The following is a 15,848-nucleotide window of genomic DNA, read 5'->3' as shown; positions in this document are numbered from 1 at the left end:
CCACCTGTGTCCCTGCGCTTCTGCTTAACGGTGTGCCTTTCTCATGATTCATAACGATGTATTGCGCAGCCTGCGCTACCTGCTCAATGTCAGCGACGGGAAGCTGGCCGATATCATCCGCCTGGGCGGCCTGGACGTTCCCCTCGACACCCTGCGGTTGTACCTGAAAAAAGAAGAAGAGCCCGGCTTCACTCGGTGCCCCGATACCGTGATGGGGCACTTCCTTGATGGTTTGGTGATCGAGCGACGGGGCAAGGATGACAGCCGGCCGCCTCAGCCTGTTCAGGTGCCGGTTACCAACAACGACATCCTGAAAAAACTCAGGGTGGCCTTCGAGCTGCGCGAAGATGACATTCGGCAGACTCTTCAAAGCGTGGACTTCCCGGTGTCCAAGCCCGAGCTGAGCGCGTTGTTCCGCAAGATGGGCCATGACAACTACCGGCCGTGTGGCGATCAGTTGCTTCGTAACTTCCTCAAAGGCCTTACCATTCGGCAGCGCCCCTGACATGCAACACTGCGTGACGCCGGTGGGCTATATGCGCTCCTGCTTCAAGGAAAAGTTTGCCATTCCGCGTCAGCCGGCCTTGGCCAGCGCTGCACGTGGCTGCCTGGAACTGTTGCCGCCCTACGATCGGGCCGAGGCCGTGCAGGGGCTCGAAGGGGTAAGCCACGTCTGGCTATTGTTCATCTTCCACCAAGCGCTCGAAGAGCAGCCTCGGCTCAAGGTACGCCCTCCTCGCCTTGGGGGTAATCGCAGCATTGGCGTGTTCGCAAGCCGCGCAACCCACCGCCCCAACGGCATAGGGCAATCTGTGGTAAGGCTTGAGCGCATTGAACCCGGCAAGTTATGGCTTTCAGGTATCGACCTACTGGACGGAACCCCGGTGATCGATATCAAGCCCTACGTGCCTTATGCCGATCAAGTACCCGATGCCGTCAACCCATTCGCCAGCGCCCCCCCTGCGCAGGTAGCCGTCACATGGGCTGCGCAAGCCCATGTGCAGGCTACCGCTCATGGGTTACGCCTGGGCGAGGCCCTGGTCGAGTTGATCGAACAGTGCCTGGCGCAAGACCCCCGGCCGGCCTACCAGACGCCCTCCCCCGAGCGCCACTACGGCGTTCGGTTCTGGGACGTTGACGTGCGCTGGCGCTACCCATGCGCCGAGGTCATTGAAGTGCTGGACGTCGTAGCCCAGGCGTAAAAAAGCCGCCCTACGGGCGGCTCACGTTGCCTTCACGGCTGTACTCACTTCTCGACGAAGGCACGCTCGATCAGGTAATCGCCTGGCTCACCCATGCGCGCAGAGATCTTCAGGCCAAAGCTGTTCAGCACTTCGCTGGTTTCATCCAGCATGCTCGGGCTACCGCAAATCATCGCACGATCGTCCTGAGGGTTGATCGGCGGCAGGCCTATGTCGCTAAACAACTTGCCGCTGCGCATCAAGTCCGTGAGCCGGCCTTCGTTACGGAAAGGCTCACGGGTGACGGTGGGGTAGTAGATAAGCTTGCCCTTGAGGTCTTCGCCAAAGTATTCGTTCTGGGGAAGGTGCTCGGTGATGAAGTCGTGGTACGCCACCTCGTTGGCATAACGCACCCCATGGATCAAGATGACCTTCTCGAATCGCTCGTAGGTTTCAGGGTCCTGGATGACGCTCATGAAGGGCGCCAGGCCAGTGCCGGTGCTGAGCAAGTACAAGTGCTTGCCGGGGAGCAGGTCGTCCAGCACCAGGGTGCCGGTAGGCTTTTTGCTGATGATGATCTCATCGCCTTCCTTCAGGTGCTGCAACTGGGACGTGAGCGGACCGTCTTGCACCTTGATGCTGAAAAACTCCAGATGCTCTTCGTAGTTGGGGCTAGCGATGGAGTAGGCACGCATCAGCGGCCGGCCATTGGTCTGCTGGAGGCCGATCATCACGAACTGGCCATTCTCGAAGCGCAGGCCCGGGTCTCGGGTACACTTGAAACTGAACAGGGTATCGTTCCAGTGATGAACGCTAAGCACGCGCTCATGGTTAAAGTTACTCATCGACGAAAGGCTCCTGAAAACTCGGTACCCTGCCTGGCAGGTGCCGACGCTGCGGCATGATTGCGCAGTATTCTAAATGCAGTGACAATATCTGTTAAATGAATTATCAAGATATACCTAATCGGTTATATAGATATGCGATTTACCTTACGCCAACTCCAAGTATTCGTTGCGGTTGCACAACAACAAAGTGTGTCCAGGGCGGCCTCGCTGTTGGCGTTATCTCAGTCAGCGGCCAGCACCTCCATCACAGAACTGGAGCGCCAATCGAGCTGCCAGCTTTTTGATCGCGCAGGCAAGCGGCTGAGCCTCAATGCCCTTGGGCACCAGTTGCTGCCCAAGGCCGTAGCACTGCTGGATCAGGCCAAAGAGATCGAAGACTTGCTCAAGGGTAAGTCCGGTTTCGGTTCACTGGCAGTGGGCGCCACCCTTACCATCGGCAATTACTTGGCTACTCTGCTGATCGGGAGCTTCATGCAGCGTCATCCTGAAAGCCAGGTCAAACTGCACGTACACAACACCGCGCATATCGTTCAACAGGTGGCCCAGCATGAACTGGACCTGGGCTTGATCGAAGGCGACTGCCACCACGGCGATATTGCCGTGCAACCCTGGGTAGAAGATGAGCTGGCCGTGTTCTGCTCGCCCTCCCATCCCCTGGCAGCACGGGGCGAAGCCACCCTTGACGAGCTGGTCAGCGAAGCCTGGATACTCCGAGAACAAGGCTCTGGTACTCGGCTAACCTTCGATCAGGCCATGCGGCATCACCGTTCGTTACTGAACGTACGCTTGGAGCTGGAGCATACCGAGGCCATCAAGCGCGCCGTGGAGTCGGGCTTGGGCATCGGCTGTGTGTCTCGACTTGCCCTGCGCGATGCCTTTCGGCGGGGCAGCCTGGTGTACGTCGCAACCCCAGAACTAGACCTGGCTCGGCAGTTTTTCTTCATCTGGCACAAGCAGAAGTACCAAACCTGCGCCATGCGCGAATTCCTTGAGTTATGCCGCACCTTCACTGCGGGCGTTCGGCGCAGCGACGAAATCGTGCTCCGCCCGGTGGCTTAGCTCACACCAGGATCACAGCCCACACCAGGCCAATAAGGCTCAGGGCCACGAATTGCGCTGCGCTGCCCATGTCCTTCGCATTCTTGGATAACGGGTGACGTTCAAGCGAAATGCGGTCTACCGTCGCCTCGATAGCCGAGTTGATCAGCTCTACGATCAACGCTACCAGGCAGGCGAGAATGAGCACGGCGCGCTCCACCTTACTGACCTGCAACAAGAAGCTTAGCGGAATCAGTACGGCGTTGAGCAGCACGAGTTGGCGAAAGGCAGCCTCTCCCTTGAACGCCGCTCGCAGACCATCCATTGAATAGCCAGTGGCGTTGAAGATCCGTTTGAAGCCACGGTGGCCTTTGAAGGGGGACATGGGCGGGCCCTGAATTTAAGGTGCTGCACCTTACCCGATCAGCGCTCACCGCGCAGCCAGGGCGCATGGGATTTAACCGGTGGGAAGTGACGCCAATTGCTGTAGCAGCAAGGCAGCCTGGGTACGTGTGCGAACACCAAGCTTGCGAAAGATTGCCGTGACATGGGCTTTCACAGTGGCTTCAGACACGCTCAACTCAAAACCGATCTGTTTGTTCAATAGCCCTTCGCACACCATGGTCAGGACGCGAAACTGCTGAGGCGTAAGGTTTGCCAAACCTTCTCCCGCCGCCCGCGCCTGGGCACTGACCTCTACTGCGTGCGCCGCGACGGGCGGCCACCATTCATCACCCTCAAGCACCTCTTGGATAGCCTGCTGGATAACGCTTAAGGCACTGGACTTAGGAATGAAGCCTGCGGCGCCGAACTCCCGGGCGCGCGACACCACAGCCGGGTCGTCTTGGGCAGACACCATGACCACTGGCACCTGCGGGTATTGACCGCGCAACAACACCAAACCCGAGAAGCCGTACGCGCCCGGCATGTTGAGGTCCAGCAATACCAGATCCCAGTCCTGCCTGGCGGCCAGACATCTCTCTAATTCAGCGATGCTTTCAGCCTCTGACACCTGCACCGACGCCCCCAGCCCAAGCGTCAGCGCCTGACGCAGCGCACTACGAAACAGAGGGTGATCGTCGGCGATCAGAATAGGGTGGCTGGGCATTCAGTACTGATCCTGTAAGGGGTGTGCGGCTTGACCGGCGCCAAGCATGCCGAGGCGCACGGGGGTGGTCAAGTTGGCGGCGATACGGCACAGTCTGTGCCCTTTGGTGTTTATGTGATGTTCAGGGAGCGAACGATGCACCGCCAAGCCTTGCGTGCAGACCTCTTGATGCTGTTTACCGCGATGATCTGGGGCACGGGTTTCATTGCCCAAACCACCGGAATGACGCATATCGGGCCGTTTCTGTATTCGGGCCTGCGCTTCGCCCTGGGCGCAGTATGCCTGACGCCTCTTCTCTACTGGCGTGCCCGGCAGCGGCCCAAAGCGCCCGGCAGCACACGGGAACTCTGGGCAGCAGGTACAGCCGTTGGCCTGGCGCTGGCTGTGGGCATCAACCTCCAGCAATTTGGCCTTCAATTCACTACGGTCACTAACGCCGGGTTTATCACAGGCCTCTATGTGATCGTCGTGCCGGTCGTTGGGCTGGCGCTGGGGCACACGACCGGCGCAGGGACCTGGATCGGTGCCTGTCTGGCGGTGGTGGGTATGTACTTGTTGAGCGTGAACGAGCGATTCGAAGTGGCGCCCGGGGACTGGTTGCAATTGATGGGGGCATTTGTGTGGGCCGGCCACGTGCTCTTGGTGGGGCATTTCGCTAGCCGTCACGACGCCGTCAGGCTGGCGTTCATGCAGTTTGTGGTCTGCGCAGTCGCCAGCCTGGGGTTGGCAATGGTGTTCGAACCCTGGAACCTCACCGCCATCCTGGCGGCATTGCCGGCTGTGGCGTACGGAGGCGTGGTTGCAGCTGCGCTGGGCTACACCTTGCAAGTGGTTGCGCAGCGCCATGCAATCACCTCTCACGCCGCCGTTATTTTTTCCCTTGAGGCCGTGTTCGCTGCCCTGGCCGCGACCGTGTTCCTTGGCGAAGTACTTACCCCACGCGCTTACTTAGGGTGTGGCATCATGCTAGCCGGGATGCTCATTGCACAGTTATGGCAATACCGCACACGCCCTGCGCTGGCTTAGAACAGCCCCCACCTCAGGCGCATGGGCTGGGCAACCCACGCTTTGCTGCCAGGTAGTGGGCGCTGAACCGGTCTAGCCAGCCGTCCAGCGCCTCGGCGGCCTCGGCATCGCCTACCAACCCAAGGCACATCGCCGCCACTTCTGCCGTGCAAAAGTGATCTTCCCGCCGAGACCGCCGCAGCCGATAGCGGGAGAGGTCTTCTGGCGCCAGGCTTAGCACGGGGAACCGGTCCAGGTAAGGGCTTTTCCTGAACATTTTTCGCGCCTCAGACCAGGTAGCGTCCAACAGAATGAACAATGGCTGCTTGCCAGCTATCGGCGTGATCTGGTGAACCACACGGTCTGCCGGCTCCACGAACTCACCCGGAAATACCAACCACGGCTGAAAGCGCTCGTCGCTCAGCAAGGCCAGCAGGCCTGGGTCTACCTCTGTGCGCTGCCAACCAAACGCATAGGTATCGGTAATCACATCAGCGATCAGCCAACCGGTATTGGTGGGCTTGAGGGCTTCAACGTCATGCATCAGCAGGCACACCGCCGCCCGGCTGGACACCTGAGGCTGATAGGCGCACAGGCAATGGCTGGGCTTGACCCGGCAGCGCGGGCAGCGCGGTGTGTTAGATCCTCTTGCGGTGAAGGGCCGGGTACTGCGCGCCAGGCGCTCAGCCCGTAGGCGGGATACAGCATGAGGCATGGAAAAACCCACTTGGATAAAGCCGTATTCTACACAGCCACCACGGCAGGGCCCAAAGCCCTCGGTATATACTGCCTGGGCGCTACTGGAACACCCAGTGGTGTGCCCGGTCCAACGGGCTTGCGCCCAGGGCGCTCTTTGATCGAGGAGGTTTCATGCCACGCTTCACCCTTGCCCTTTCCCTACTGGCGGCCATGCCGCTCGGTATTGCTCAGGCAGCTTCACTGCAGGATTACGAGCTGACCAAGACTCTGGAAAACGTTGCCAAGCAAAGCAGTGTGGGTACGCCACGAGCCATCAACGAAGACATTCTTGATCAAGGCTATACCGTCAAAGGCACGGAGCTGGTCAACCACCTGGCCGTGCGCCCAAGCTATGCCCAGCAAATGCGCGATAACCCCAATGACGTTTATCTGCAGTTGGGCGCCAGCGTCTGCCGCAACGAAGGCTACCGCAAGCTCCTTGCACGCGGCGCCGTAATGCGTGTTGAGTTCAACGAGATAAAGACCAAGAAACACGTGGCCACTCACCGTTACACCGCTACCGACTGCGGCCTCAAGCCCTGATGTCATTCGCCGCCTGATCGGTGTGCTGCCTGAGGCCGTTCTGTAGATTGCCTGCGTACAAGCGGCCTTATCGATGCCCATGGAGATCGCATGCCTTACCTGCCTGACGAAACCCTTGCCCGACACTTCGACCGCTCAGACCACAACGTGCCTGAAGCAGTAGAGGCCCAGCTCAAGCGTCTTAACCCAGACAGCCTTAATATTGCGCTGTATCGGGACATGATGCTTACGGTGTTGCGCATGGCCCAAGAGGACCGCAACCGCTGGAATGCGAAAATCACCCTGCAAACCTTGCGTGAACTCGAACAGGCGTTTCGGGTATTAGAGGCACACAAAGGCCGTCGCAAAGTCACCGTATTCGGGTCGGCGCGCACGCCTCAAGAACACCCGATGTATGCATTGGCTGAAGCGCTGGGGCAGGCACTGGCGGCCTCAGACCTTATGGTGATTACCGGCGCCGGAGGCGGCATCATGGCGGCAGCCCACCAAGGCGCCGGCCGAGAGCACAGCCTGGGATTCAATATCAGGCTACCTTTCGAACAGCACGCGAACGCAACGGTGGAGGGTACCGACCGATTGCTGCCTTTCCATTTCTTCTTCATTCGAAAGCTGTTCTTTGTAAAAGAAGCGGATGCACTGGTGCTCTGCCCTGGCGGGTTCGGCACGCTGGATGAGGCGCTGGAGGTGCTGACGCTTATCCAGACAGGCAAAAGCCCGTTAGTACCCATTGTGCTGTTGGACGTGCCGGGCGGCACCTTTTGGACAGAAGCGTTGGCGTTTGTTCGTAATCAGCTGGACGCGAACCACTATATTCTTCCCAGTGACCTGAAGCTTATGCGATTGGTACACGACGCTGAAACAGCGGTAAACGAGGTTAACCAGTTTTACGCAAACTTCCACTCCACCCGCTGGCTGAAGACGCTATTCATCATTCGCATGCATCACCCTTTAACGCCAAAGGCCCTCGATGCGATACAGCGCGCATTCGCAGACATCAACATTGGGGGCCCTTTCGAGCAGCACACTGCAGTGCCTGAGCATCAGGACGAACCGGAGCTGTTTCACTTGGCTCGCCTGGTGTTCACGTTTAGCGGCCGTAATCAGGGCCGATTAAGAGAATTAGTAGACTTCATCAATCAGCCGGACAATTGGCAGGATCAACGCTAATCACGCCCACTGAGCAAGCGCCCGACCAAGTCCATAGGGTAGCCCCTATACACTAGAAATCGAGTTTGGCGGGCGCGCTCTTTGATATCGGCCGGGATCTCGCCCGAGAACTTCCGCTTCCAGGTTTCGCGCAGCAACAGTGCCCAGTCATGGCCGCAGGTCCGTAGTGCTTGCTCGACATCTGCACGCGCCAAGCCTCGTTGAGTAAGGTCTTCACGGATACGGGCAGGGCCGTAGCCGGACCTGGCGCGATAATGGATAAAGCTTTCGAGGTAACGGGCCTCGGACAGCAACCCTTCCTCAGCCAAGCGATCCAGTGCGGAAGCAATCAGCTCCGGGGAAGCGCCGCGCTGCTTGAGCTTGCGCTCGAGCTCTACCCTCCCGTGCTCACGCCTGGCAAGAAGGTCCATCGCCGTACGGCGCACGGCAACCGGCGTATCAAGGATCATGGTTGCCATGGCCGCTACTTACACCTCGTTATGCGTCGTTTTCAGCGTCTACCGCTTCATCAGCGGCGGCCACGGCAGCTTTTTTAGGCTCCGGCGTAGCGCCACTGTTGAGCAGCTTGTCGCGAACTTGCTTCTCCAGCGCGGCTTTCACTTCAGGGTTTTCTTCCAGGTACTTGGCAGCGTTGGCTTTACCCTGGCCGATCTTATTACCCTGATAGGCGTACCACGCACCGGACTTGTCGATGAAGCCGTTGGCTACACCCAGGTCGACGATCTCGCCATTCAGGTAAATCCCTTTCCCGTAAAGGATCTGGAATTCGGCCTGGCGGAAGGGAGGCGATACCTTGTTTTTCACGACCTTGACGCGGGTTTCGCTGCCGACGATATCATCACCTTCCTTTACCGAGCCGGTACGGCGGATGTCGAGGCGGACCGAGGCATAGAACTTCAGCGCGTTACCACCTGTGGTGGTTTCCGGGCTACCAAACATCACACCAATCTTCATACGGATCTGGTTAATGAAAATCACGAGGCAGTTGGCGGTTTTGATGTTACCGGTAATTTTACGCAGGGCCTGGGACATCAAACGAGCTTGCAGGCCCACGTGCATGTCGCCCATTTCGCCTTCGATCTCAGCCTTGGGTACCAGCGCGGCCACGGAGTCCACGATGATCACGTCCACCGCATTCGAGCGCACCAGCATGTCGGTGATTTCCAGCGCCTGCTCGCCCGTATCGGGCTGAGAGACCAGAAGGTCATCGACGTTTACGCCCAGCTTGCCCGCATATTCCGGATCTAGCGCGTGCTCGGCGTCCACGAAGGCGCAGGTAGCGCCAGCGCGCTGAGCCTGTGCGATGACCGACAGCGTAAGCGTGGTTTTACCGGATGATTCAGGGCCGTAGATTTCAACGATCCGCCCCTTGGGCAAACCGCCGATACCCAGGGCAATGTCCAGCCCCAGCGAACCGGTTGAAATAGCAGGGATGGCTGAGCGCTCGTGATCGCCCATGCGCATAACGGCGCCTTTACCGAATTGCCGCTCGATCTGACCCAAGGCCGCAGCCAGGGCACGCTTTTTGTTGTCGTCCATTGAATTCCTCATGATTTCGACAAGGCCGCTGACGCGTGGCGCGCGACCTGCACTGGCCAATAACTGTATAAGTAGCCAGTATTATTCCACACCTTCCACGCCTCGCCTACCCCTGGCTTGGGTTTTCTCCGTCTGCCAAGGACAGCAAACGCTCCAGCGCTGCCTTCACTGTGTATTGCCTTACAGCTTGTCGATCACCATTGAATTGCTGGCGTTCCGTAATTATTTGCTTCCCGTCGGCCCAGGCAAGCCAGACAGTGCCTACGGGCTTCTCTTCACTGCCGCCGCCAGGCCCTGCAACACCGCTGACAGCAACGGCGAAGCGCGCACCAGCGTGAGCCTGAGCGCCACGGACCATGGCCTGCACGACCTCCTCGCTGACCGCCCCGACTTGATCGAAGAGGGCTTCGGGCACCCCGAGCTGAAGGTGCTTCTGCCGATTGGAATAGGTTACGTAGCCAGCCTCGAACCAGCCAGAGCTGCCGGCCACCCGCGTGATCGCTTCTGCGATACCGCCACCGGTGCAGGATTCTGCGGTGGTTACCATAGCGCCTGTCTGCTGAAGACGCTGCCCGAGCGCAGTGGCCAAAAGGGTGATGTCATCCATGAAAGGTCCTCGTGTAAACATGAGCAAGGGCCGGCTTAGCCGACCGGGAAGACTTTCCCTTGCCTAGGCGCTGCTGTCTACCTGCAATAGGCAACGGGAGGTTGCTAGCGTGTGCTGAGGGCTATTAGGCCTATAAGGCGCTAGAAGATTTGCGACTCACAGCCCACCCGATCACTACCATCGCAAGGCCGGGGAGAAGGAACTGAGGCGCCTGTAACGCAACGCCCAGCGCCAGAAACGGAATACTGGTTACGCACCACGCGTTGCTGAACAGCTTGGTCAAGGCAGCGCCCTCTCAGATAGATCCACTGCTTTAGTTATCGCCAATGCCTTTAAGTGCCCAGGGGCGTAGTCATGGAATGTCTCAGACAAGCCTTGCAGTGGCCGCCGTCACGCTCGTTGACCTTAACCGTCAGCGATACCCGGAAAATCTCTGTAGTATTGGACAATTTCCCTTTGTCTAATAGACAGCATCCCGCTAGGCCACTAATGACGGACCTCTCAAGCCACACCCCGATGATGCAACAGTACTGGAGGTTGAAGAACCAACATCCAGACCAACTCATGTTTTACCGCATGGGCGATTTCTACGAGATCTTCTACGAAGACGCCAAGCGGGCCGCGAAGCTCCTGGACATCACCCTGACGGCACGGGGCCAGTCGGCAGGTCAGTCGATTCCCATGTGTGGCATTCCCTACCATGCCGCAGAGGGCTACCTGGCCAAACTGGTGAAGCTGGGCGAGTCCGTGGTCATTTGCGAGCAGATCGGTGACCCGGCAACCAGCAAGGGGCCGGTGGAGCGTCAGGTGGTGCGGATCATCACGCCGGGTACCGTCAGTGATGAGGCCCTGCTCGACGAACGCCGGGATAACCTCATCGCTGCCTTGCTCGGCGACGAGCGCCTGTTTGGCCTGGCGGTGCTGGACATCAACAGCGGGCAGTTCATTGTGCAGGAGCTCAAAGGCTGGGAGCACCTGCTGGCAGAACTGGAACGCATCAACCCGGTAGAGCTGTTGATTCCTGACGACTGGCCCCAAGGCCTGCCGGCAGAGAAGCGCCGTGGCGTAAAGCGCCGAGCGCCCTGGGACTTTGAGCGTGATACCGCAAAAAAACTGCTGTGCCAGCAATTCGGCACACAGGACCTCAAAGGCTTTGGCTGTGAGCAGCTTACCTTGGCCGTCAGCGCTGCAGGCTGCCTGCTGGCCTACGCGCGAGAAACCCAGCGCACCGCCCTGCCCCACCTACGCGGCCTGCGCCAGGAGCGCCTGGACGACACCGTCGTGCTGGACGCCGCAACGCGACGCAACCTGGAATTGGACATCAACTTGGGGGGTGGCCGCGACAATACCTTGCAATCGGTACTGGACTGCTGCCAGACGGCCATGGGCAGCCGAATGCTGACCCGGTGGCTGAATCGCCCACTGCGCGAGCTTAAAACCCTGGCGGCACGGCAAAGCTCAATCCGCTGCCTGCTGGAGCAGTATCGTTTCGAAGGCTTACAGCCTCAGCTCAAACACATTGGTGATCTGGAGCGGATCCTGGCACGGATTGGCCTGCGCAATGCCCGGCCTCGGGACTTGGCGCGGCTGCGCGATGCCTTGGCCGCCCTGCCGGAGCTGCAAAACGAGCTGACTGACCTGGAAGCGCCGCACCTGGCGCAGTTGGCCGCTATCACCGGCACCTACCCTGAACTGGCCGCTTTGCTGGCCAGGGCGATCATCGATAACCCGCCCGCCATCATCCGCGATGGTGGCGTACTCAAGACCGGGTACGACAGTGAACTCGATGAGCTGCTCGGCCTTAGCGAGAACGCCGGTCAGTTCCTGATCGATCTGGAAGCCCGAGAAAAGACACGTACGAGCCTGTCTAACCTCAAAGTGGGGTACAACCGGGTACACGGCTACTTCATCGAACTGCCGAGCAAACAGGCCGAGCAAGCACCCGCCGACTACATTCGTCGACAAACCCTCAAAGGTGCCGAACGCTTCATCACGCCTGAACTCAAGGCGTTCGAGGACAAAGCACTGTCGGCCAAATCCCGGGCCCTCGCCCGAGAGAAAATGCTCTACGAGGCGTTGCTGGAAAACCTCATCGGCCATCTGGCCCCCCTTCAGGACACCGCTGCGGCCTTGGCGGAGTTGGACGTACTGAGCAATCTGGCCGAGCGTGCGCTAACCCTGGACTTGAACTGCCCTACCTTCGTGCAAGAGCCCTGTATCCGTATCGAGCAGGGCCGCCACCCCGTGGTAGAGCAGGTACTCACCACACCCTTCGTGGCCAACGACCTGAGCCTTGACGATACTACCCGGATGCTGGTGATCACCGGCCCGAACATGGGCGGTAAATCCACCTACATGCGCCAGACCGCGCTGATCGTGCTGTTGGCGCATATTGGCGCGTTCGTGCCGGCCGCGCGCTGCGAGCTGTCGCTGGTGGACCGTATCTTCACCCGTATTGGCTCCAGCGATGACCTGGCGGGCGGCCGCTCTACCTTCATGGTGGAGATGAGTGAGACGGCGAATATCCTGCACAATGCAACCGACGCCAGCCTGGTGCTGATGGATGAAGTAGGCCGAGGCACCAGTACGTTCGATGGGCTGTCGCTGGCGTGGGCTTCCGCGGAGCGCCTGGCGCAACTCAAAGCTTTTACCCTGTTCGCTACCCATTACTTCGAACTGACGGTACTTCCTGACAGCGAACCGGTGGTCGCCAACGTGCACCTCAATGCCACTGAGCATAATGAACGCATCGTCTTCCTGCACCACGTGCTACCAGGCCCCGCCAGCCAAAGCTATGGCTTGGCGGTGGCGCAACTGGCAGGGGTACCTGCGCCGGTAATACAACGCGCTCGAGATCACTTGGCCAGGCTGGAAACCGCCAGTCTGCCCAAAGAACCTGCAGCATTGAGTGCTGGCAAGCAGCCCGTGCCTCACCAGAGCGACCTGTTCGCTCAACTGCCACATCCGGTACTCGATGATCTCGCCAAGGCAGACCTGGACAACCTGACGCCTCGCGCGGCACTTGAGCTGCTTTATACACTCAAAAACCGGGTCTAACGTCAACGCACGCAAGCTGATAGAATCCCGCGCGGTCTGGCGTACCACCACGCCGCTCGCCGGGGCCGGCCAACACTACTGCCTTACCCTGCACCGAACCCGTCGAGCCCTTGCCGTGGGGCCGCCGCCTGAGGAGAAAATTAGAAATGACCTTCGTCGTCACCGACAACTGCATCAAGTGCAAATACACCGACTGCGTAGAAGTGTGCCCGGTGGATTGCTTCTACGAAGGCCCGAACTTCCTGGTCATTCACCCCGACGAGTGCATCGACTGTGCGCTGTGCGAGCCTGAATGCCCTGCGCAGGCCATCTTCTCGGAAGATGAAGTGCCTGAGGGCATGGAGGCCTTTATCGAACTCAACGCTGAGCTTGCCGACGTTTGGCCAAACATTACCGAGCGCAAGGACAAGATGGAAGGCGCTGAAGCAGCAGACGGGGTCAAAGGCAAGATCGCAGACCTGGAACGTTAAGACCTGGGCCATGCTTCAGTCAGCATGGCCATCCTGAATTTCAGGCGTAAAAAAAGGGGGCCTTAAGCCCCCTGTATGGTCTTCCCTAGTCCTTGTAGTCCTATCATCATCCTGATGAATCGCCTCTTGCGATGTCCTGGCTTCCGTCCTGGTAGCCTGTGCTGATCCCTGTGCACGCCCCAATCATAGGGCTTTGTCAGAACCGGGCAAGGGCCCGTGGTTTTGCAAAACACGTCAGTAAATTTAGGTTTCCGCAATAAAACTAATAACTATCAGCGAGTTAGGTAAATTCGTAGTCCACCTTACGAAATTTTCACAACTTATACAGCGGTTTACCTACAGCCTTTGTAAGCAATTTCCTACGGCAGTTTGAGACTGACGTCCTGCTCCTCATAAAAAAGCCCCACGGGCTATTGACCTGTGAGGCTTGAGTTAGAACGCTTGATCAGCGAAACAGGGACTCGCTGGATAAACCGTTACGCTCAAGGATTTCACGCAGACGCTTCAGGCCCTCTACCTGAATTTGCCGCACCCGCTCCCGGGTAAGGCCAATCTCAAGCCCAACGTCTTCCAGCGTACTGCTTTCATGACCTCGCAACCCAAACCTGCGCACCACAACTTCTCGCTGCTTGTCGGTCAACTCCGAGAGCCACTGATCGATGCTCTGAGACAGGTCGTCGTCCTGTAGAAGCTCGAAGGGGTCGGTGGGGCGGTCATCTGTGAGCGTGTCCAGCAGTGTCTTATCTGAATCCGGCCCCAAGGACACGTCTACCGATGACACCCGCTCGTTGAGCCCAAGCATGCGTTTTACTTCACATACAGGCTTTTCAAGGAGCGCAGCGATTTCCTCGGGAGACGGCTCATGATCGAGCTTTTGGGTCAGCTCACGCGCAGCCCGCAGGTAGACATTCAGCTCTTTGACCACATGGATAGGAAGGCGAATGGTACGGGTCTGATTCATGATTGCCCGTTCGATGGTCTGGCGGATCCACCACGTGGCATAGGTTGAGAAGCGGAACCCCCGCTCGGGGTCGAATTTTTCGACTGCGCGGATGAGCCCCAGGTTGCCTTCTTCGATCAAATCCAGCAGTGAAAGGCCGCGATTCACGTAGCGGCGAGCAATCTTTACCACAAGGCGAAGGTTGCTTTCGATCATCCGCTTACGGCCAGCAGGGTCGCCTTTTTGCGATAGCCGGGCGTAGTGCACTTCTTCCTCGGGAGACAACAGAGGCGAGAAGCCGATTTCGTTTAGATAGAGTTGGGTCGCATCCAGTGCGCGCGTGTAGTCAATGTACTTGTGTTGTTTGAGCGCGGGCTGCCGTGGCCTGGCGCGGGCCGCGGGTGGCGGAACGCTCTGATCGGCCGTGGCGTCCAATACGATACCGGTTTCCGCGAGGAGCACGTCATCGTCGATGTCAAACTCCGGCGCTTCTCTGTTAAGAGCCATTGTTATAGTCCCTTGCTGAGTTCGACCTCAAGCCCAGGCGCCGCCTGCTTCCATGGCCGCACCAGAGCCCGTCCCTACTACGTAGTCAGCGACAGGCTACAGCGTTGTTCAACGTCGCGGCAGAAATTGCATGGGGTCTACCGGTTTGCCCTGACGGCGAATCTCGAAGTGCAGTTTCACCCGGTCCGTACCCGTGGAGCCCATTTCGGCAATCGTCTGCCCGGCTTTGACTTGCTGCCCCTCCCGAACCAATAACCTACGGTTGTGACCATAGGCGCTCACGTAGGTATCGCTGTGTTTGATAATCAAGAGCTCGCCGTAGCCCCGCAGCCCACTCCCGGCGTATACCACGGATCCATCAGACGCAGCGAAAACAGGCTGTCCCAAATCCCCGGCGATATCAATTCCTTTATTCAAACTACCGTTTGAAGCGAATTTTCCTATGAGTACACCGTTGGCAGGCCAGGTCCATCCGCCCTTTATGACCTCTCCTGCTGGCACAGGGGTAGGCGTAGGGACAGACGCGTTGCCCACCGGTGCGCTAGAAGACCCGGGGCTGACGACGACAGTGCCAGGTGTAGGGCGCCGGGTAATGGTGGTAGTGCTGGAAGACGACGTAGAGTTGCTGCGAGTAACCACTGTGGTAGGCGACCCCACAGTGGGCGTAGCAGCACCCCCTGGCCCATCGAAGCGCAAGGTTTGGCCCGGATGAATGGTAAAGGGCGGCGGTATGTTATTTCTTGCCCCCAGCGCCTTGTAATCCCAGCCGTAGCGGAACGCGATGGAATACAAGGTATCGCCCCGCCTGACGACATATTGGCCTGTAGTGACTTGTGGGCGTTGAGGGTTGGCCCGGTCGACCACGCGAACGCCACTGCTCGGCGAGCTGGAACACCCTGCAAGCAGGGCTGCGATAGCCAGCGCAACAAGAAGGCGCCCTTGGGCGCGCGTGGGTGTTGGCCGGCCAATAACTCTCAGACTCACCCGCTACTCCCTTTGGATGATGGATCACACAAAACCGGCATTATAACCGAGCCCACTCGCCGGCCATGCCGGAAAGCCTTACTAAACAAAAAGATGCGTCACGAAACCCAAGGCCT

General features: G+C 58.8%; 17 protein-coding genes. 8 read left to right on the top strand and 9 right to left on the bottom strand.

Going from position 1 to position 15,848, the window contains the following annotated elements; genetic code table 11:
• Nucleotides 1-43: 43 nt before the first annotated feature.
• A complete protein-coding gene (locus tag AC4LE2_RS05105) occupies nucleotides 44-505 on the top strand; it encodes a YehS family protein (protein ID WP_491824572.1) in 462 nt (153 codons plus the stop codon).
• A 1-nt stretch (nucleotide 506) separates the two neighbouring features.
• Nucleotides 507-1,202: a tRNA (N6-threonylcarbamoyladenosine(37)-N6)-methyltransferase TrmO gene (gene tsaA / locus AC4LE2_RS05100; RefSeq protein ID WP_491824570.1), complete on the top strand. Its 696-nt coding sequence runs from the start codon at nucleotides 507-509 to the stop codon at nucleotides 1,200-1,202.
• 44 nt (nucleotides 1,203-1,246) lie between these two features.
• On the opposite strand, the gene fpr is transcribed toward tsaA, so the two are convergent.
• Nucleotides 1,247-2,026, bottom strand: a complete 780-nt coding sequence (gene fpr, locus AC4LE2_RS05095; RefSeq protein WP_491824568.1) for a ferredoxin-NADP reductase — start codon at nucleotides 2,024-2,026, stop codon at nucleotides 1,247-1,249.
• Between the two features lie 135 nt (nucleotides 2,027-2,161).
• Between fpr and AC4LE2_RS05090 the strand changes: the two genes are divergently transcribed.
• On the top strand, nucleotides 2,162-3,088 hold the full coding sequence (locus tag AC4LE2_RS05090) for a LysR family transcriptional regulator (RefSeq protein WP_491824566.1): 927 nt from the start codon (nucleotides 2,162-2,164) through the stop codon (nucleotides 3,086-3,088).
• Between the two features lies 1 nt (nucleotide 3,089).
• Here the strand turns inward: AC4LE2_RS05090 and AC4LE2_RS05085 are convergent, their stop codons facing one another.
• The gene (locus tag AC4LE2_RS05085) at nucleotides 3,090-3,452 is read right to left on the bottom strand and encodes a diacylglycerol kinase (RefSeq protein WP_491824564.1); all 363 of its coding nucleotides are present in this window, start codon (nucleotides 3,450-3,452) and stop codon (nucleotides 3,090-3,092) included.
• A 72-nt stretch (nucleotides 3,453-3,524) separates the two neighbouring features.
• Nucleotides 3,525-4,175 (bottom strand): response regulator transcription factor ErdR, encoded by a 651-nt coding sequence (gene erdR, locus AC4LE2_RS05080; RefSeq protein ID WP_491824562.1) that lies wholly within the window; start codon nucleotides 4,173-4,175, stop codon nucleotides 3,525-3,527.
• Between the two features lie 135 nt (nucleotides 4,176-4,310).
• Here erdR and AC4LE2_RS05075 point away from each other — a divergent pair, with 135 nt between their 5' ends.
• Nucleotides 4,311-5,201, top strand: coding sequence for a DMT family transporter (locus tag AC4LE2_RS05075; protein WP_491824560.1), 891 nt, complete (start codon nucleotides 4,311-4,313; stop codon nucleotides 5,199-5,201).
• 13 nt (nucleotides 5,202-5,214) lie between these two features.
• On the opposite strand, the gene AC4LE2_RS05070 is transcribed toward AC4LE2_RS05075, so the two are convergent.
• Nucleotides 5,215-5,895, bottom strand: a complete 681-nt coding sequence (locus AC4LE2_RS05070; protein ID WP_491824558.1) for a tRNA-uridine aminocarboxypropyltransferase — start codon at nucleotides 5,893-5,895, stop codon at nucleotides 5,215-5,217.
• Between the two features lie 155 nt (nucleotides 5,896-6,050).
• Here AC4LE2_RS05070 and AC4LE2_RS05065 point away from each other — a divergent pair, with 155 nt between their 5' ends.
• Together AC4LE2_RS05065 and AC4LE2_RS05060 are read left to right on the top strand one after the other, a co-directional pair.
• Nucleotides 6,051-6,461 carry a quorum-sensing-regulated virulence factor family protein gene (locus tag AC4LE2_RS05065; protein ID WP_491824556.1) on the top strand — a complete coding sequence of 137 codons (411 nt, stop codon included), beginning with the start codon at nucleotides 6,051-6,053 and terminating at the stop codon, nucleotides 6,459-6,461.
• A 90-nt stretch (nucleotides 6,462-6,551) separates the two neighbouring features.
• Nucleotides 6,552-7,628, top strand: coding sequence for an LOG family protein (locus AC4LE2_RS05060; RefSeq protein ID WP_491824554.1), 1,077 nt, complete (start codon nucleotides 6,552-6,554; stop codon nucleotides 7,626-7,628).
• Here AC4LE2_RS05060 and recX read toward each other — a convergent pair.
• The 3 genes from recX to AC4LE2_RS05045 form a co-directional block, all read right to left on the bottom strand.
• A complete protein-coding gene (recX, locus tag AC4LE2_RS05055) occupies nucleotides 7,625-8,086 on the bottom strand; it encodes a recombination regulator RecX (protein WP_491824553.1) in 462 nt (153 codons plus the stop codon). The genes AC4LE2_RS05060 and recX overlap by 4 nt on opposite strands.
• Before the next feature lie 19 nt (nucleotides 8,087-8,105).
• On the bottom strand, nucleotides 8,106-9,167 hold the full coding sequence (gene recA / locus AC4LE2_RS05050; RefSeq protein WP_491824551.1) for a recombinase RecA: 1,062 nt from the start codon (nucleotides 9,165-9,167) through the stop codon (nucleotides 8,106-8,108).
• 106 nt (nucleotides 9,168-9,273) lie between these two features.
• Nucleotides 9,274-9,774, bottom strand: coding sequence for a CinA family protein (locus tag AC4LE2_RS05045; RefSeq protein WP_491824550.1), 501 nt, complete (start codon nucleotides 9,772-9,774; stop codon nucleotides 9,274-9,276).
• Nucleotides 9,775-10,263: 489 nt separating this feature from the next.
• Here AC4LE2_RS05045 and mutS point away from each other — a divergent pair, with 489 nt between their 5' ends.
• Complete coding sequence (gene mutS, locus AC4LE2_RS05040; RefSeq protein ID WP_491824549.1) at nucleotides 10,264-12,831, top strand: DNA mismatch repair protein MutS; 2,568 nt, start codon at nucleotides 10,264-10,266, stop codon at nucleotides 12,829-12,831.
• Between the two features lie 146 nt (nucleotides 12,832-12,977).
• Nucleotides 12,978-13,301, top strand: coding sequence for a ferredoxin FdxA (fdxA, locus tag AC4LE2_RS05035; RefSeq protein ID WP_491824547.1), 324 nt, complete (start codon nucleotides 12,978-12,980; stop codon nucleotides 13,299-13,301).
• A 445-nt stretch (nucleotides 13,302-13,746) separates the two neighbouring features.
• Here fdxA and rpoS read toward each other — a convergent pair whose 3' ends face one another.
• Nucleotides 13,747-14,748, bottom strand: a complete 1,002-nt coding sequence (rpoS, locus tag AC4LE2_RS05030; protein WP_491824545.1) for an RNA polymerase sigma factor RpoS — start codon at nucleotides 14,746-14,748, stop codon at nucleotides 13,747-13,749.
• A gap of 108 nt (nucleotides 14,749-14,856) precedes the next feature.
• A complete protein-coding gene (locus AC4LE2_RS05025; protein WP_491824544.1) occupies nucleotides 14,857-15,732 on the bottom strand; it encodes a peptidoglycan DD-metalloendopeptidase family protein in 876 nt (291 codons plus the stop codon).
• Nucleotides 15,733-15,848 lie beyond the last annotated feature (116 nt).

This window comes from Pseudomonas sp. 9.3L, assembly GCF_058536285.1.
This window is presented reverse-complemented; position numbering and strand designations above follow the sequence as displayed.